The sequence below is a fragment of the Litoreibacter sp. JB4-2 genome (genome assembly GCF_055693445.1).
The window spans coordinates 2,157,692-2,174,375 of the sequence record NZ_CM146334.1; the positions used below are offsets into that span (position 1 = coordinate 2,157,692).

At 58.3% G+C, this 16,684-nt stretch carries 19 protein-coding genes and 1 other RNA gene; 11 read left to right on the forward strand and 9 right to left on the reverse strand.

Going from position 1 to position 16,684, the window contains the following annotated elements:
• Nucleotides 1-74: 74 nt before the first annotated feature.
• The gene (locus ACZ1G7_RS10710; RefSeq protein WP_472659399.1) at nucleotides 75-554 is read right to left on the reverse strand and encodes an SRPBCC family protein; all 480 of its coding nucleotides are present in this window, start codon (nucleotides 552-554) and stop codon (nucleotides 75-77) included.
• Nucleotides 555-586: 32 nt separating this feature from the next.
• The gene (gene nudC / locus ACZ1G7_RS10715) at nucleotides 587-1,564 is read right to left on the reverse strand and encodes an NAD(+) diphosphatase (RefSeq protein ID WP_472659400.1); all 978 of its coding nucleotides are present in this window, start codon (nucleotides 1,562-1,564) and stop codon (nucleotides 587-589) included.
• 74 nt (nucleotides 1,565-1,638) lie between these two features.
• On the opposite strand from nudC, the gene ffs reads away from it, so the two are divergent.
• Nucleotides 1,639-1,737, forward strand: an RNA gene (gene ffs / locus ACZ1G7_RS10720) — signal recognition particle sRNA small type.
• 90 nt (nucleotides 1,738-1,827) lie between these two features.
• On the opposite strand, the gene ACZ1G7_RS10725 is transcribed toward ffs, so the two are convergent.
• Nucleotides 1,828-2,757, reverse strand: coding sequence for a calcium-binding protein (locus ACZ1G7_RS10725; RefSeq protein ID WP_472659401.1), 930 nt, complete (start codon nucleotides 2,755-2,757; stop codon nucleotides 1,828-1,830).
• 180 nt (nucleotides 2,758-2,937) lie between these two features.
• Between ACZ1G7_RS10725 and ACZ1G7_RS10730 the strand changes: the two genes are divergently transcribed.
• From ACZ1G7_RS10730 to recR, 5 genes are read left to right on the forward strand one after another with little or no spacing between them, the layout of a single operon-like run.
• Nucleotides 2,938-4,686, forward strand: coding sequence for a DNA polymerase III subunit gamma/tau (locus ACZ1G7_RS10730; protein WP_472659402.1), 1,749 nt, complete (start codon nucleotides 2,938-2,940; stop codon nucleotides 4,684-4,686).
• The gene (locus ACZ1G7_RS10735) at nucleotides 4,679-5,155 is read left to right on the forward strand and encodes a hypothetical protein (RefSeq protein WP_472659403.1); all 477 of its coding nucleotides are present in this window, start codon (nucleotides 4,679-4,681) and stop codon (nucleotides 5,153-5,155) included. The genes ACZ1G7_RS10730 and ACZ1G7_RS10735 overlap by 8 nt, the downstream gene beginning before the upstream one ends.
• A gap of 19 nt (nucleotides 5,156-5,174) precedes the next feature.
• Complete coding sequence (locus ACZ1G7_RS10740; protein WP_472659404.1) at nucleotides 5,175-5,519, forward strand: YbaB/EbfC family nucleoid-associated protein; 345 nt, start codon at nucleotides 5,175-5,177, stop codon at nucleotides 5,517-5,519.
• Between the two features lie 20 nt (nucleotides 5,520-5,539).
• Nucleotides 5,540-6,709 carry a TraB/GumN family protein gene (locus ACZ1G7_RS10745; protein WP_472659405.1) on the forward strand — a complete coding sequence of 390 codons (1,170 nt, stop codon included), beginning with the start codon at nucleotides 5,540-5,542 and terminating at the stop codon, nucleotides 6,707-6,709.
• A complete protein-coding gene (gene recR, locus ACZ1G7_RS10750; protein ID WP_472659406.1) occupies nucleotides 6,709-7,305 on the forward strand; it encodes a recombination mediator RecR in 597 nt (198 codons plus the stop codon). The genes ACZ1G7_RS10745 and recR overlap by 1 nt, the downstream gene beginning before the upstream one ends.
• An 85-nt stretch (nucleotides 7,306-7,390) precedes the next feature.
• Here recR and ACZ1G7_RS10755 read toward each other — a convergent pair whose 3' ends face one another.
• Nucleotides 7,391-8,089, reverse strand: a complete 699-nt coding sequence (locus ACZ1G7_RS10755) for an HAD family hydrolase (protein WP_472659407.1) — start codon at nucleotides 8,087-8,089, stop codon at nucleotides 7,391-7,393.
• A 105-nt stretch (nucleotides 8,090-8,194) separates the two neighbouring features.
• On the opposite strand from ACZ1G7_RS10755, the gene clpS reads away from it, so the two are divergent.
• The 3 genes from clpS to ACZ1G7_RS10770 are packed head-to-tail and all read left to right on the forward strand — an operon-like array spanning nucleotide 8,195 to nucleotide 10,378.
• On the forward strand, nucleotides 8,195-8,515 hold the full coding sequence (gene clpS / locus ACZ1G7_RS10760) for an ATP-dependent Clp protease adapter ClpS (RefSeq protein WP_472663715.1): 321 nt from the start codon (nucleotides 8,195-8,197) through the stop codon (nucleotides 8,513-8,515).
• Between the two features lie 21 nt (nucleotides 8,516-8,536).
• The gene (locus ACZ1G7_RS10765; protein ID WP_472659408.1) at nucleotides 8,537-9,529 is read left to right on the forward strand and encodes a class I SAM-dependent methyltransferase; all 993 of its coding nucleotides are present in this window, start codon (nucleotides 8,537-8,539) and stop codon (nucleotides 9,527-9,529) included.
• A 42-nt stretch (nucleotides 9,530-9,571) separates the two neighbouring features.
• A complete protein-coding gene (locus ACZ1G7_RS10770) occupies nucleotides 9,572-10,378 on the forward strand; it encodes an SDR family NAD(P)-dependent oxidoreductase (protein WP_472659409.1) in 807 nt (268 codons plus the stop codon).
• A gap of 118 nt (nucleotides 10,379-10,496) precedes the next feature.
• On the opposite strand, the gene ACZ1G7_RS10775 is transcribed toward ACZ1G7_RS10770, so the two are convergent.
• Complete coding sequence (locus ACZ1G7_RS10775; RefSeq protein ID WP_472659410.1) at nucleotides 10,497-11,255, reverse strand: DUF1013 domain-containing protein; 759 nt, start codon at nucleotides 11,253-11,255, stop codon at nucleotides 10,497-10,499.
• Nucleotides 11,256-11,382: 127 nt separating this feature from the next.
• Here ACZ1G7_RS10775 and ACZ1G7_RS10780 point away from each other — a divergent pair, with 127 nt between their 5' ends.
• Nucleotides 11,383-12,012 carry a ribonuclease T2 family protein gene (locus ACZ1G7_RS10780; protein ID WP_472659411.1) on the forward strand — a complete coding sequence of 210 codons (630 nt, stop codon included), beginning with the start codon at nucleotides 11,383-11,385 and terminating at the stop codon, nucleotides 12,010-12,012.
• A gap of 318 nt (nucleotides 12,013-12,330) precedes the next feature.
• Here ACZ1G7_RS10780 and ACZ1G7_RS10785 read toward each other — a convergent pair whose 3' ends face one another.
• Together ACZ1G7_RS10785 and ACZ1G7_RS10790 are read right to left on the reverse strand one after the other, a co-directional pair.
• A complete protein-coding gene (locus ACZ1G7_RS10785) occupies nucleotides 12,331-13,299 on the reverse strand; it encodes an NAD(P)H-quinone oxidoreductase (protein WP_472659412.1) in 969 nt (322 codons plus the stop codon).
• 23 nt (nucleotides 13,300-13,322) lie between these two features.
• Nucleotides 13,323-14,015 (reverse strand): COQ9 family protein, encoded by a 693-nt coding sequence (locus tag ACZ1G7_RS10790; protein ID WP_472659413.1) that lies wholly within the window; start codon nucleotides 14,013-14,015, stop codon nucleotides 13,323-13,325.
• 105 nt (nucleotides 14,016-14,120) lie between these two features.
• On the opposite strand from ACZ1G7_RS10790, the gene rpsU reads away from it, so the two are divergent.
• Complete coding sequence (gene rpsU / locus ACZ1G7_RS10795) at nucleotides 14,121-14,327, forward strand: 30S ribosomal protein S21 (RefSeq protein WP_298294005.1); 207 nt, start codon at nucleotides 14,121-14,123, stop codon at nucleotides 14,325-14,327.
• Between the two features lie 156 nt (nucleotides 14,328-14,483).
• On the opposite strand, the gene ACZ1G7_RS10800 is transcribed toward rpsU, so the two are convergent.
• Nucleotides 14,484-14,906, reverse strand: coding sequence for a hypothetical protein (locus ACZ1G7_RS10800; RefSeq protein ID WP_472659414.1), 423 nt, complete (start codon nucleotides 14,904-14,906; stop codon nucleotides 14,484-14,486).
• 46 nt (nucleotides 14,907-14,952) lie between these two features.
• The gene (locus ACZ1G7_RS10805) at nucleotides 14,953-16,647 is read right to left on the reverse strand and encodes a peptidoglycan-binding protein (protein ID WP_472659415.1); all 1,695 of its coding nucleotides are present in this window, start codon (nucleotides 16,645-16,647) and stop codon (nucleotides 14,953-14,955) included.
• Nucleotides 16,648-16,684: the final 37 nt, after the last annotated feature.

Below are 16,684 nucleotides of genomic sequence, written 5' to 3' on the forward strand. Positions count from 1 at the left end.
TTCCGGAGGCGTCCGCAGGACGAGGGCAGAGCCCCACCTCTTACAAAACATGGCGCGCGCCGCAGGCGCACAATTTAGTTGGTCATGCGGGTGCCGCGCTTGTGGCGGTCTTCCAGATCCTCGGCAAAATGCGCGATCCGGGTCTTGTAGCGGCGGTTCAGCGTGTTGCGCGCAAGTTTCGCGGATTGCATCAGCAGCCGCGCCGCCAGCGTCTTGGGGCGGACATCTAGCTCAACCCGCATCCGGGTGCGTTTGCGCGACAGCGCCACCAGCTCGACCAAAAAGCTGGCTTTCATCGCCTCGGATGCGGCGTCAAAAACCATCTGGTCGGGCCGGTCAAACGCGGCAAGGGTGACGTCGAACTCCCGCCTCCGGCCGCGAAAGCTGGCCTTCACATGCCAGACCTGACCCGTTTCAACCGCGCCAGCCGGGCCCGCGCGCACAACATCGGCGCCATGGCGCATGGCTGCGCGTTCAAACCCCTCGAAGTCGGACAGCATGTCAAACACCGTCTCAATGGGCACTTCCAGATCTTCTTTGGTCGAAAACTTCATTGGCCTTTATGCGCCTCCCCCCAAGCCTCCGGCTACTCTAGCGTATCCTTCAACCAGTTAAGCAATAGAAAATGCGCAATCGCGCCTTCGCGCGCGGGTTTTATCTTCGGGTTATTCCCCGCAAATGTCTCCAGCATCTCTTCGCGGGTGGCCCAGAACGCGTCCTCAATCTCTTCGGGGTCGATCTTGATCTCCTCGCTCAGCGCGGCACCATGGCAGCCAAACATCAGGCTAGCGGGGAATGGCCAGGGCTGTGACGACAGATACGTCACCCGCCCTACTTTGACGCCTGCCTCCTCAAAAGTTTCGCGTCGCACGGCGGCCTCGATTGTCTCGCCCGGCTCCACGAAGCCCGCCAGCAGCGAATACATCCCCTCGGGCCAGCCGGGGGACCGGCCCATCAGCACCGAATTGCCGCGCGTGATCAGCATGATGACCACCGGGTCGGTGCGCGGGAAGTGATGTGCCCCGCAGGACGGGCAATCGCGTTGCCAGCCGGACATGGTGATGGATGACTTGGCGCCGCAGCGCGCGCAAAATCCATGGGTTTCATGCCAGCTGGTGATCGCCTTCGCCGTGGCCACCAGCTCTGCCACGCGTGGGGTCAGCAGGGTCATCACGCTGCGCAACTCGCAAAACGCGTGGCTGGTCGGCGCGGCCGGGTGGCGTTGCTGTGAAGGATCAAAAAACGCGCCGACCGTCTCGATGTCGTCGGTGGGCTCCCAGTTTGAGATATCGCGCGCGAACCGGGCAACGCCTTCATCCAGCCCCAGAAACACCGGGGCTTCGTCGGCATCGTTAAAAATCTCGTGGCTGTGAGGCAGCCAGCCAATCTGCTTGCTCTCGGTCCCGGTCAACAACAGTTTGCCGCGCCAGATCGCCATCACGCCGGTCTTGGGGTCCGCCAGCATCTCGGCAATCTCGCCGGCATCACCACGCAGATGCGCGGCCCGTTCCAACCCGCCATCTGGCCCTGCACCCCCAAATGTCACCGTTTCCGCCAATTTCATGCCACGCGCCCCTCTTTTGAAATCGCAACATGCATCACCTTGCAAGAATGGCAAGCGCCGCTTATATCAGATTTCGAGGGGTTGGCGCGGGCAAGTGCCTCGCCAACCTGGTCAGGTCCGGAAGGAAGCAGCCACAACGAGCCCCACTTGGGTCGATGTCCAACCTCTCACCTTTTCCACTTACTTTTTTGCGTTGATGGGTCCGCACAGGGCCCAGCATCGGGTTGGCGCAGAATATGCGCGCGCCCAATCGCTGACCGAATCTAGACGACCGTGATCGCCAGATCGCTTTGCGCCAGCCCGATGGTGCCGGTCACGATGACAACAGGTGTCCCGTTGATCGACACGACCGAACCTGTGCCATCTGCCAAAGCCGCGACCGCGACAGCGCTCGCCGGGTCAGCGCCAAGCACAGATGCGGGTGCCTCGATGGACAAGACATCATCGCTGCGCGCAAAATCGGTGATGGTGATGGGGTCATAATCCGGGTCCACGGCGCTATCAAAGACCGCCACAACGTCGTCCCGGCCTTCGCCAGTGGTGACTGCATCACCTTCATCGACGAGCATGATGTCATTTCCAAAGCCGCCAAATACCTGATCAGGGGCCGCGTCGTCACGATCCAGCGCCACGATGATGTCATTGCCCTGATTGCCTGCCAGCCGGTCCGATCCGTAGCGGTCCGCAATCACGTCATTGCCCAGACCACCGCGCACCCAGTCATTGCCCGCTTCCAGATTGGCATTCCCTTCATCGGTCAGAACCGCGATAAATTCCTCGGTGCTGGTCACATCGGACAGGTCAACACCGTATGCATCAACACCGTCGCCCAGCTCGATGATGTCGTCGCCGGTGCCGCCATAGACAAGGTCATTGCCCTCGCCGGTATCAATTTGGTCGTTGCCAGTGCTGCCTAGCACCGCGTCATTGCCGCCATTGGTCGCGATATTCATTGGCCCGTCGATAAAGTCGATCTGAGCCAATGCGTCATCGGCCTCCTGCTGGGTCAGGTCACCGCCGGCAACTTCTTGGTCTAGGAACTGCTGCAATCCGGGCCGCACATCCTCGGGCAAAATGGTCTGATCATCGTCGTCAAATTCGCGTGGTGGTGCGCTCAACGCGTCGTCGCCCCCGCCAGAGCCTGCGCCCGCAATAAGCACCCCGAGCCCAAGCAACAACAGTAATTCAGCCATTTGAATATCTCACTCATCAAAAATTCCTCATCCGACATTACGGCACTGCCTTGCTGGTGCCAACAAATCGGCACAATTTTGACAGAAACAGTTAATTTCCAAATCCGGCCCAAAGCGAAGGGCGGTAGACCTCCCCGCGCCCGCGCTTTAGTCTCTGGCGAGAATGCATAAGGGGGCGCAATGTCGGATTCGGCGCAGACAGGGCAAACGGAATATCAGGTGCTGGCGCGCAAATACCGCCCCGGCAATTTTGCCGACCTGATCGGGCAAGATGCCATGGTCCGCACCCTCAAAAACGCCTTCGCCACGGGTCGCGTCGCCCACGCGTTCATGCTCACGGGCATTCGCGGCACCGGCAAGACCACCACCGCGCGCATCATCGCCAAAGGCATGAACTGCATCGGCCCTGACGGCGAAGGCGGCCCGACGACTGAACCCTGCGGCGTCTGCAAACCCTGTATGGGCATCACCGAAGGCCGCTTTTTCGACGTGCTGGAAATCGACGCCGCATCCTCAACCGGTGTCGACAACATCCGCGAATTGAACGCCATGGCCACCACCCGCCCCGCGGAAGGCCGCTACAAGATATTCATCATCGATGAGGTACACATGCTGTCGACAGCGGCGTTCAACGCGCTGCTGAAAACGCTGGAAGAGCCGCCCGAGCACGTCAAATTCATCATGGCCACGACCGACATCCAAAAGGTCCCCGTCACGGTCCTGTCGCGCTGCCAACGTTTCGATCTGCGCCGGATCGAGCCTGAGGTGATGATCGCCCATCTGTCTTCCGTCGCCGCCCAGGAAAAGGCCGAAATCGCGCAAGACGCGCTCGCGCTCATCACCCGCGCCGCAGAAGGCTCTGTCCGCGATGCCATGTCGCTGATGGATCAAGCCATTTCCCACGGCGCGGGTGAAACCACCGCCCTTCAGGTCCGCGCCATGCTGGGCCTCGCCGACCGGGGCCGCGTGCTCGATCTGTTCGACCTCATCATGAAGGGCGATGCCGCAGGCGCCCTGCAAGAGCTCTCCGCGCAATATGCCGACGGCGCGGACCCCATGGCCGTGCTGCGCGATCTGGCCGAAATCACCCATTGGGTCTCCGTCATCAAAATCACGCCCGAGGCGGCGGAAGACCCAACCATCGGCCCCGACGAACGCAGCCGGGGCCAAGCCATGGCCGAACAGCTCCCCATGCGCGCGATGACCCGTATGTGGCAGCTGCTTCTCAAAGCCCTGGAGGAGGTCGCAAGCGCCCCGAACGCCATGATGGCCGCCGAAATGGCGATCATCCGGCTCACCCACATGGCCGACCTGCCCTCCCCCGAGGATCTGGTGCGCAAGCTGCAAGACGCGCCGCCGCCCACGCCCCCCGCAGGCGGGCAGGCACCGCAATCCACAGGCGGCATGACCACAGCGCGCGCGCAGGCCAGCACGGGCCATGTCCAAGGCTCCAGCGCCGCAACCGCGCTCGCCCATGATCCCGAAGAGGCGCTCGCGCGTTTTGCACGCTTCGATCAGGTGGTTGAGCTGATCCGCACCAACCGCGATGTGAAATTGCTGGTGGAGGTTGAAACCACGCTGCAGCTGGCCAATTACGCGCCGGGCCGCATCGAATTCGTGCCCACCGAAAACGCGCCCCGCGATCTGGCCGCAAAACTTGGCGCAAGGCTGCAACAATGGACCGGCAATCGCTGGGCGGTGACGGTGGTCAACGAAGGCGGCGCGGCAACCATTGCAGCCGTCCGCGACGCCGAGGAAAACGCGCTCAAAGAGCAAGCCGCAGAACATCCGATGTTTCAGGCAACCCTACAGGCGTTCCCCGGCGCAAAGATCGTCGAGATCCGCACCGCTGCCGAGCTGATCCAAGAGGCCGCAATCGAGGCCCTTCCCGAGGTAGAGGACGAATGGGACCCATTTGAAGATGGCTAAAGCCATCTTCAAAAAGTGCGGTATAGCCAATTGCGCCCCCAAACGGGAGGGCGGGCGGGGCGACCCGCGCAAGCGGGAGCGTCGTACGATCCTCCCGACACTCACCCTCCTTCTCACCCCGACAAACGCCCTTGCAGAAAGCTGCGCCACGCTGCGTCCCGACTGGCAGCCCGGCTCGCAGCCCACAGCCCTCGCCGAAGCGCTCCACCTTTTCAGCTCCCTGCCCGCCTTCGTCTTGCTGGTGGCCAGCGTGTTGGTGGTGCTCAAACGCAGCCAATGGGGCGCGCTCGGGGTGGTGCTGTTGTGGTCAGGGCTGGTCACGCTCATCACCTTCGCAAGCGAAAGCCTGACAAGCTCGCTTGCCATTGCGGAAGGCTGTATCGGCTCGCCCGCCTTGTTCATCGGGGCCGTCGCTGCAATATGTACTGCAATGATCTTATACACCCTGCCGCGTGAAACGCGGCTCTGACACCAGACGGAGACAGACAATGCTCAAAGGACTAGGCGGGCTCGGCGATATGGCCGGGATGATGAAAAAGGCCCAGGAAATGCAGGCCAAAATGGGCGAAATGCAGGAACAGCTCGACTCTATGACCGTCACAGGCGAAAGCGGCGCCGGTCTGGTCAAAGCCACCTCCACCGCCAAAGGCGTCATCACGGCGCTCGACATCGACCCGTCGATCTTTCATCCGGACGAAAAAGAAGTCGTCGAAGACCTGATCCTCGCCGCCATCAAAGACGCCCAGACCAAAGCGCAGGAAAAAGCCGCCGAAGAAATGGGCAAGCTCACCGAAGGCATGGGGCTGCCCGCTGGTATGAAACTGCCTTTCTGACCCTGTCAGAAAGCAGTTTGGTGGGGTGTAGCGAAAAATCAGGGTTTTTTGGCGGGCCCCGCGCCCCCGAAACTGGCAATGCGTTCAATAACCCCACATCGGAGGCCTCGATCTTGCTAAAACGGTTTGCAAAGCCTCTGATCACAGCTTGCGCGCTTTTTGCCCTTTTCAGCGCGCCCGATGTCGCGCAGGCCCAAAGCCATGCCACCAAAGCGGTTTGCAGCGTCGACCAACTCGAAATAGTTGAAAGCGCTTTTGCGCCAGATACTTATGACGCTCTCAAAAGCGCTGCGAAGTCCATTCCGAATTCCGAAGGCAAGTTTTGGAAAATAACGGCACCTAACGGGGCGGTCTCTCACCTTTGGGGGACATTTCATTCAAGCGATCCGCTGATCCTGCGACTGCCCGAAAGCGTCATTCGCGAAATTGAAAGCGCCAAACTGGTCGCGACCGAGATTGATTTTCGCCCGAAGTCGCGCAAAGAACTTGAGCTAGGCTCCCCGCTCGACACCTTCAGGTTTAACGATCTTGGCGTTCCAGTTGAACATGAGGTCACAATTGATCCTCGGGTCCTGAGTTGGGCAAGTTTGGCCCTCTTCGGCGCAGACGTGTATGATGAAGAAACCATTTTCCACTACTTTCACCCTGCCGGCGTCGCTGAAGCCTTGCTCCGCGATCCCTGCGAGGATTTCACAGGAGCAATTTTCCCAATCCAGGATGATCGTATCTCAATGCTCGCTGAGATCGCTGGCGTAGCGACGCTGGGGTTGGAGGATCAGGGAGATTTCTTCCGCAAGCTTGCAGCCCCCGAGCACGCAGCATTGGCGTCTGCACTCATAAACACATTCGCGTCCTACCATCAGCCGACCTTGACCAACGCCGAGCGGAAGACCGGCTTCGCGCTTTACCGACAAGGGCAAATCGGGGTGCTGATGGCGTGGGAACGTTCCTATACGCGTTCCGTCTTTGGCCAGCAGGATGGGGACACCTATCTCGATTTGGTGAATAACTATCTTCTTACCGAGAGAAATCGTAATTTTCTGGACCGCATTGATCGCAATCTGAAAGATGGCGGTGTGTTTATGGCTGTTGGCACCTATCACCTGCCGGGTGAGGGCGGGTTGGTCGAGATGCTCAAACGCAGGGGCTACCTTGTTGCGCGCCGCCCGCTAGAAGAAGAAACGCAATAGTGTCCAACACCAAAGATATCGACGCGTTGATTGACATGATGGCCAAGCTGCCCGGCCTCGGGCCCCGCTCGGCCCGGCGCGCGGTATTGCACATGATCAAGAAGCGCGCGCTGTTGATGACGCCGCTCTCGGATGTACTGCAAACCGTCGCCGCCACAGCGCGCGAATGTATCAGCTGCGGCAATATCGGCACCTCGGATATCTGCGATATCTGCGACAGCCCCAAACGCGCCACAGCCGAGATTTGCGTCGTCGAAGATGTGGCCGACCTTTGGGCGATGGAACGCGCGCAGGTCTTCAAAGGCCGCTACCATGTACTGGGCGGGACGCTTTCAGCGCTCGACGCCGTCGGTCCAGAAGAGCTGCGCATCCCCAAACTCCTCGACCGCATCGAAAGTGAGGGCATTTCCGAAGTCATCCTCGCGCTCAACGCCACAATCGACGGCCAGACCACCGCGCATTACATCGCAGGCGAATTGGAAAAACGCGGCATCACCGTCACCTCCCTGGCCCAAGGCGTGCCAATTGGCGGGGAGTTGGACTATCTCGACGACGGCACGATCTCAGCGGCTTTGAAGGCCCGCAAGGCGATCTGAACGTGGTTAATATGTGGTAAATAGAAATATAGGTATTTATATTTTTCAATGCGTTATGAGATTCCCCGCATGCGGGGCGGGTGTTTTACAAGCCCAAAATCAGCCCCGGCAACCCGCTCAAATCAGGCAAGACCCGGAATCTCGGGTGATTTTCCGGCGCCTCGGCCTTCTCAATCTCCCACTCATATTTCGCCGGCACATGAACGCCCCAGCCCCCCGCCTCGATTGCCGGGACGACGTCCGATTTCATTGAATTCCCCACCATCACCGCCCGCTCCGGCCCGTCCCCGTGCCGCATGAATGCCCGAATATAGGTCTGCGGCACCTTTTCTGAAACGATCTCAATCGCGTCGAACCTGTCGCCCAACCCCGACTGCGCCAGCTTGCGCTCCTGATCCAAAAGGTCGCCCTTGGTGATCAAAACCAGCTTGTAGGTGCCCGCCAACGTGGCAACGATTTCATCCGCGTGGGGCAACAAATGGATCGGATGGCCCAACATCTCCTGCCCCGCCGCGATAATCTCCGCGATCACCGAGGCCGGAACTTTCTGATCCGTCACCTCAATAGCCGTCTCGATCATCGACAACACAAAGCCTTTGATCCCGAACCCGTATTTCCCCAGATTGCGCCGCTCCGCCTGCAACAACCGCTCGGCAAGATGGGCCGGGTCGGCAAAATCGCTCAGCAGCTCAGCAAAACGCGCCTCGGTAAGACGGAAAAACTCCTCATTCTGCCACAGCGTGTCATCCGCATCGAACCCGATGGTTGTGATTGTTTGTGACATGTTAACCTCTGAGCCCTTTTCTGTTGGGTATCGCTTCCTATATACTAGCATCTCAGCACAGCACTTGAGCGGCAAGGCAACCACGTGACAGAATTTGATTTCATCATGGCAAAGGACGACGACGACCCGGCAACCGGGATCGATACCGCCCTGAAAACCAAGCCTAAAACCAAGAAGCCGCCTATGTATAAGGTGCTGCTCTTGAATGATGATTACACGCCAATGGAATTCGTTGTGCTGGTGCTGGAGCGATTCTTTGGCATCAACCACGCGCAGTCGGTTGAGATCATGCTGACGGTCCACAAAAAAGGCATGGCCGTGGTCGGTGTGTTTGCCTTTGAAATTGCCGAAACCAAAGTGGTGCAGGTGATGGATTTTGCACGGCGCAACCAGCACCCGCTGCAATGCACGATGGAAAAGGAATAGGCCGGACGGCCTTCCTGAAAGATGCAAACCTCCAGACTTCTCCTCGCGGCTGAGAGCGGTGAAATTTCGCTGCCCGAGCGCCTGACATGGCTGAACGCCCCGGGTGATGGGATTTGCGGGCTACCAGAGGCGCAATTTCAAGCTACCCAAAACTTCTTTCCCAACTATGCAGCGCTTGAGGCGCGCGGTGTCGTGGTGACACCTGATTTGAACCACTACCCCGACAATGCCTTGATCACGGCCCATCGATCCAAACCTTTCACGCTAGACCTGATCGCGCGCGCAGTAGATGCCGTGCCACCGAGTGGAATAATCGCTGTGGATGGCGACAAGACAAACGGGATTGAGAGCCTCGCCAAAGAACTGAAACGCCAGTTTGATGACGTGCAAAGCTATTCAAAGGCGCATGGCAAACTGATCTGGTTTACCCGCCCCGAAAACCCGCCGGACCTGAGCACCTGGCAAGAGATCGCATATGTTTTCCCAAATGGTTGGACCACGCGCGCGGGCGTCTTTTCGGCCGATGGGCCAGATGCAGGGTCCAAAGCCTTGGCAGAGATCCTGCCGCCGCTTAAAGGCCGTGTTGCTGATCTGGGTGCCGGTTGGGGATATCTGTCGGGTGAAATCCTGAAATCTGAGGCCGTGACAGAACTGCTTGGTATCGAGGCTGACTTCCACGCAGTCGCTTGCGCGACACACAATGTACAAGACCCGCGTGCGGAGTTCATCTGGGGTGACGTGCTTGCAGCGAAAGAGAACGGCTTTGACGCAATCGTCACGAACCCGCCTTTTCATACCACCCGCAAACCGGACCCGACGCTCGGGGCCGCATTCATTGAGAAGGCCGCCGATATGTTGGCGCCAAAGGGACAGCTGTGGATGGTGGCAAACCGCAACCTGCCTTATGAGGCCACGCTCGAGGCGCGGTTCCGCAAAGTGGCCCTGAAAGCTCAAAACGGCGGGTTTAAGGTCATTCATGCGAGCCTTCCGAAAAGCACTCGCACGGGGCGGTAGCATCTATTAACGTGGCCGAAGCCACTTCAAAGGAATCGCCCGATGTCCTTCTCAATCTCCGGAAAAACAGCAATCATCACCGGCGCCGCCAATGGCGTCGGCCTCGCGATTGCACGTCATTTCGTCGATCAGGGGGCCAATGTCATGATGGCCGACCGAGACGAGGAAAGGCTCAAAAAAGAGGTGCCCGACGACGAGGATGAAAGCGGCAATGCCCATGTCTTCGCCTGTGATCTGCGCGAGAAACTAAGCCATTCGAACCTGATCAACGCAACGCTCGACGCGTTTGACCGAGTTGATATTCTTATCAACGCCTCCCGGCAGGTGCTGACGACGGACGCTTTGGATGTTGATGACGACAGTGTCGAGATCATGTTGCAGCAAAACCTGCTCTCTAGCCTGAAACTGTCACAACAAGTGGCCAAGAAAATGATCGAACAGGCCGAGGATAATGAGCCCGGTGAGCTTGCGGGTTCGATCGTCAACCTGTCTTCGATTGCCAGCCAACGGTCACGCACTGGATTGATGGGGTTTTCCATCGCCAATGCGGCGATGGATCAGATGACGCGCACTTTGGCCCTAGCGCTTGCGCCCAACTTGATCCGAGTCAACGCGATTGCGTTCGGGTCGGTCATGTCAGCGTCGCTCAAACAATCGCTAAAAGACACGCCGGGGTTGCGGGAAGACATCACAAAACACACGCCTCTGGGCCGTATCGGCAGCTCTGGTGAGGTCGCGGAATCTGCGCAATTCCTGTCATCAGACGCCGCAGGGTTCATCACGGGCCAAATCATGACGGTTGATGGCGGACGCACGTTGTTGGACCCGGTTGAGACTGCCGCGCATTAACGCTCAAGCCAGTTGATCATATCCGTTAAGACGCGGGGCCGCACCCAAACATTCAGGCACAAAAAACCGCCCGACATCTGTATGCCGGACGGTCCTAATCAAATCTCTGAGCTAGGGCTTACTTTTCGTCCTCAACCTCTGGTTGGTCGTCACCTTCTGGCAAGTTGAAAAGCGAATCTGCGTCAACCAGCAGCTCCTCATCTTCGTCGTCCGCCTCTGGTGCGTCGCCCAATGTGAAGGTTTCAAGGCCCGCCATCGACGAGGGTAGCGCAGGTTCTTCGGGCGCGCCCAAAGACTGTTCGGTCGAAACCAATTTGCGGCGTTCATCGTCGCTCATGACCGCGCCTTCTTTGGCCTTCTTCGCATTGGCTTTTTGAACGGCGGCGTCCAGCTCGGATTGCTTGCACAGCCCCAAGGCGACCGGGTCGATCGGCTGGATGTTCTGGATGTTCCAATGGGTCCGTTCGCGGATCGCATTGATTGTTGGCTTGGTTGTGCCCACCAACTTGGAAATCTGGCCATCCGACAGCTCAGGGTGGAATTTCACCAGCCATAGGATCGAGGCCGGGCGATCCTGACGCTTCGACAGCGGCGTATAACGCGGGCCGCGGCGTTTTTCTTCACCAACAGCAGCGGCGTTGTGCTTGAGCTTCAACTTGTAGCGCTTGTCAGCAATACCTTTGTCGATCTCATCCTGCGTCAGTTGGTTGTTGGCAATCGGGTCAAATCCTTTGACGCCTGCTGCGACATCACCATCGGCAATGCCCTGTACCTCAAGATCATGCAGCCCGCAGAAATCGGCGATCTGCTTGAAAGTCAGCGTCGTGTTGTCGACCAGCCAAACAGCGGTCGCTTTTGCCATAATCGGTAGGGCCATTTTTCGATCTCCTTTAGACACATCTTCCCCGTCACCCGGCTCAGGGGCTGTCCCGGAAGGAACAAGTTCGTGGTGTTGGGGAACTTGACGCGTATATAGGGCGCAGAAGCGAAAAGGGGAAGTGCAAATGCGCGTGCTGCTGATTTGGATAGGATTGACTGCCGCCGCCTGGGCAGACGGCGAAAGAGCCGGCGAGTTCGACTATTACGTCATGGCGCTCAGCTGGTCACCAAACTGGTGCGCACTTGAAGGCGATGCCCGCAATTCAGATCAATGTGACCCGCGCCACGACCATGGCTGGATTTTGCATGGGCTTTGGCCGCAGTTCGAACGCGGTTGGCCATCCTATTGCAATAGCGTTGCGCGCAACCCGTCGCGCGGGCAAACCAACGCCATGGCGGACATCATGGGGACGGGTGGACTGGCCTGGCATCAGTGGAAAAAGCACGGTCGGTGCACTGGCCTGAGCGCGGAGGACTATTTTGCGCTGTCGCGTGATGCATATGCAACAGTTCAACGCCCTGAAATCCTGCGGAGACTAGCAGAATCGGTAAAACTTCCCGCCGAGGTGATCGAGGACGCGTTTTTGGAAGCCAATCCAAAGCTTTACAAAGACGCTATCACCATCACCTGCAAGCAACGCTACATACAAGAAGCACGGGTATGCTTGAGCAAATCCCTTGAGTTCCGCCAATGCGGGGCCGACACGCGCACGGATTGCACCCAAAAAGACGCTCTATTTACGCCAATCCGCTAAAAACTGGGCGTTTTATTAAAGTGTGAATTTTCTCGATGGTTTCCCCCTACCCTGCGGTTTTCCGGTGGGTTATCTACTACATGTAGCGAACGAGTGATTGAGTTTTTAGCGAGTATGACGTTGCGGCGTCCTTGGAGGGGTGACGCGACAGGATTTCAAAAGGGCGATGCCAAAGCGGCATCGCCTTTTCTTGTTTTCGGGCTTAATATTGGGTTTGATTGTTTCAGTTAGGTAGAGCCTGAAGTCACAAAGACAGTCATCGGCGGCCAGTTTCCACCGATGACCACCGATTTGCCCCGATCATTCTAAATGCGCAATCTAAATGCGCAAAATGATCTTCCCGATATGGTTCGAGCTTTCCATATGCGAATGGGCTTTCGCCGCATCCTCTAGGGCAAATTCACTGTCCATGACGGGTGCGGCCTGACCTGCCTCGATCAGTGGCCAAACCACTTCGTGAAGCGCTTCCGCAATCCGTGCTTTGGCCAAATCACTCTGCGGGCGCAAGGTGGAGCCGGTCAGGGTCAATCGGCGCACCATCATCAGCGCGAAATTCAGCTCGACCTTGGGGCCTTGCAGGAATGCAATTTGTACGAGCCGCCCGTCCATGGCGAGCGTTTTGACATTGCGTGGCAGGTAGTCACCGCCAACCATATCGAGGATGACATCCGCGCCCCCTTCCGCTTTGACGGCCGCGACAAAATCCTGTTCGCGGTAGTTGATCGCCAATTCAGCGCCTAGGTCGCGGCATGCTGCGCATTTTTCTGCGCTGCCGGCTGTCGTGAAGACACGGGCGCCAAAAGCGTGGGCGAGTTGAATGGCGGTGGTGCCAATGCCGCTTGACCCACCATGCACCAAAAACCGTTCCCCAGCCCGCAACCCACCGCGCATGAAGACGTTGGAATAGACTGTAAAGAACGTCTCTGGCAGGGCAGCCGCTTGCGCAAGACCCAACCCTTTGGGGACAGGCAAGCAATGAGACGCGGGCGCGGTCGCATATTCAGCGTAGCCGCCGCCGGGCAGAAGGGCGCAGACCTGATCTCCGACACTCCATTGGCTGACACCGGGGCCGATTGCATCGACGACACCGGCGCCTTCGAGCCCCGGCAAAGGCGACGCGCCAGGCGGCGGATCATAGGCGCCGGCGCGCTGCAATGCATCGGGACGGTTCACCCCGGCAAAGGCCAGCTTAATGCGCAGCTCACCTGCTTTGGGTTGCGGCATCGGCACTTCGGTCGGAACCAGTACCTCCGGTCCGCCCGGCTTTGATATCTCGATTGCGCGCATTATGTTTCGTTCTTCTTTCAGTCTCAGAATTTGCCAGTTCGCACGGAGCCGGGCAAATCGCTGGCCGCAAATTTCGACGGGGGCTTGATCCTTGACAACAACCAATTCGGGCCTGCCAGTAGTTTTGAGGCAACCGGATTGTTGTTGACCTGCGCTTTGACCTTCTCGAACTGCATTACGTTGTCAATTCGGCGATCAAGGAAGGCCCACGTGTCGATGTGCTCTTCGCTGTCATCACCGAGCCAATACAGCACGGTTGCGGCGTAGACGCCCGACAGGGAAGCGCGTTTAGTATACCAGTTGTAGTCGTCTGATGTGTCGCCCAAAGCGGTCCAGATTGCGTCGGCGGTGCCCCAGATCAGAGAGGCACCCTGCACCGAGTGCTGCGGCAACGCGAACAGGGCGGAGCCGCGGCGGACGGCTTCTTTGTGGTCCGCGACGGCCTGCAATCGGAACCGGATCGCTGCAGCCACGCGTTCGCTGTAGCGAAGGGTCGACAGGTTCTCGGCTTCCATTCGCGCGATCATGTCGGCGTCGCCGCGCTGATGGAAGGCCACGGCCATGTCGGTGCCTTTGCGTGGGAAAATAGACGCTGCAAGCGCGGGATCAATCGCAGTCTCGGCCACGGCGGCGTCGAAGGCGGGGTCGCTCCAGCCGTCGAAAATGACGTGGTTCAGGGCGGCGTCCAGAAGGCGGTTCTTGTCGGATTGGTCCATCTTGAAGCTCCTCTATATCCTTGGTGGACAAGATAGCACGATCTTGCTATAGGCCCACTTCCTGCAACTTTTGCAAACTTTAACCTAGGAAGGTGGTGACACCACATGCAGGTAAGCGTTCGCGACAACAATGTCGATCAGGCACTGCGCGCTCTGAAGAAGAAACTTCAGCGCGAGGGCGTTTTTCGGGAAATGAAGCTCAAGCAGCATTTCGAAAAACCTTCTGAGAAGAAAGCACGCGAGAAGGCCGAGGCCATCCGCCGCGCCCGCAAGCTGGCTCGTAAAAAAGCTCAGCGCGAAGGCGGGATGTAGTCCCTCCCTCATTGCGAGACAAAAAACGACCCCCGCAGCACCGCTCCGGGGGTTTGTTTTGCCTAAGTGAGGCCGCCCCGCATGCGGGGAATCTTATAAACCACTGACAAAAAACGCCTTTTCAAAAATCTTCACTAATTGTTAACCCGCGCCGCCCTAGCCCGGGACCACAATTGAGATGCGATTGATCTTACCGGGAACGCCGTGGACATAGACCACGAAATAGGTCCCGCCGACCCCGTCGCTGGCCAAGATGTTTTCGAGATACTGCGCGTAATAGTCTTCAATATCCAAAACTGCGGGCCCGATCTGAGCGCGCACCGCCCTGTCGCCAAAAATCGGATCGTCGCCATCATTGGGATGACGGATACCGAAGCGATGGTAATTGGCGCGGTCCTGCGCGAGGAGTGCGGCGAAGCTGGTCAGGCGGGTGCCCGATGAGTTGTAGTGATCCTGCGGCCCAAGATCGGCGACATATTGAGCCAGAAGCTGGTCTTGCGAGAGCGCAGGCAGCGGGGCGAGACAGAGTGCCACAAACGTGACGGCAAGCGCCCTAAGGGATCGGAGATTGGGGGTCATAAAAAAAGGTCCTTCTTTACAATAACTGACGCCAAAACATGGGGCATCAGAGCCCCAATGCGCGCAGGGTTTTGGGGCCGACGACGCCGTCAGCGTCCAGCTTGTTGGCACGTTGAAAGTGCACGAGAGCTTGCGCTGTGTAATCGCCAAAAAACCCGTCCTCGCGCACCGGCCAGCCTGCATCAGTTAGAGCCTGTTGCACGGCCAAGACATCGGCGCCGAACATGTAGTTTTCCTTGTAACGCAGCGGGCGGGAGATCAGTTTTACCTTGGCCACGCCGCCGTCAATTGTCACTTCTGTCAGGGGCGTACCGTCACCCAGAAGTGCCAGAGGCGCGGCGCCTTCAGCAGGGTCACTGTTGCCCTCGCCGATGACAGAGCGGCCATCGTTAATTCCAGCCGCTATTTGCAATTCGGCAGACCCCGCCGGGGCCAGTCGGGTTTGCTGGGTTTCCACAATATCGACGTCGCGGATAGTGACGTCTTCGGAGGATAAAATGATGCCAGGGCACCGCGCAGGTGAGACCGGGCGCGATCGACCCAACACAGTCGACGAAGTGAGCGAGCGGGCATCTTCCGCGATGCCTTCAACCACGAAAATGCGTTCCGCCAGGGTCAGGTGATCTTCGATATTTACGGCCACGCTGGCACCCGTGACACCTTCGCGGGTGAGGACCTGATATTTGCTCTTTTCGATCTCGCGCCCGCCATATCCGAACATACAGTCATTTATGACGACCTTGCCGGAATGGTACTCGTCCTTTTCTTTGTGCGACGCACGGCAGACGAAGGTTTGCCCGGCATAGCGGTCTTTGCGCGCCTCATCCGCACCGTAAAACACCCTTGCCGTGCGGTCGATCACGGATTGGGCGCTGTTTTTGGCCTCAAACGTGTCACGGTCGACCCACTTTATCTGACCTTCGGGGACAACGAGCACCTCAAACGCGCTGGTGATTTTTTCTTCACCGGCAAAGCCATATTTGCAGCGTTTGCGGTCGATCTTGCCCAGCTGTTTGCCCATCGACCGGCAGACATAAAGATCGCGCGTACCGCCAGCCTTGAGCCGTTCAAACCCGGCTTTGACCGCATTGGCGGGCAGGCTGCCGCGCCAACGGACCCAATCAGTTTGGCCGGTGGGGATCACATCAACCTTGCCAGTCAGCTCCATCTCAATGGTGAAGGGCGTGTCTTTTATGACCTGTTCCAGCACTTGTAGCTGCACATCCGCCTCGCGCCCGGGCGGCATCGGCAGCGAGAAGCCAGACCTGTATGTAATGGTTTTGCTGGTTTCCCCGCCCTCTGATTCCGATGAGCTGATTTCGATGTCATACGAGGCAGAGACATCGGCCGCTCCAATCGTTCCGCCGATAGAAAAGCCAATATTATGGGACGTTTGATCAGTGAATTCCCAAGTCTGTTTTGCGGTATAGTCGGCCTCGATGAAGTCGCTTTTCGTGATGGTGAGGCTGTCGTCGCAATTGGCCACAACGGTACCCCCGATGGCGACAGGCTTGAATTGGGTGGCCTCGGGCGAGGCGCCCCATTGGATAGGGTTGGGCAACGCATTGCCCGAAAAGCTGAGGCTTTTTCCGCGCGCACCGGGCGGCAGGGCAGCCCGGAAACTGGGCTTGGAATTCAGCAAGGTTAACAGCCGTTCTTCGGTGCTGTTCATCTGGGCCTGAGCGGGCGTTGCAAGCAGGATCAAGAGGGGGGCAGAGGGCGCGAGGCGTTTCAAAGACATAGGTTTAATCCAAAATTCGGTATCGTAAAAATAGTGC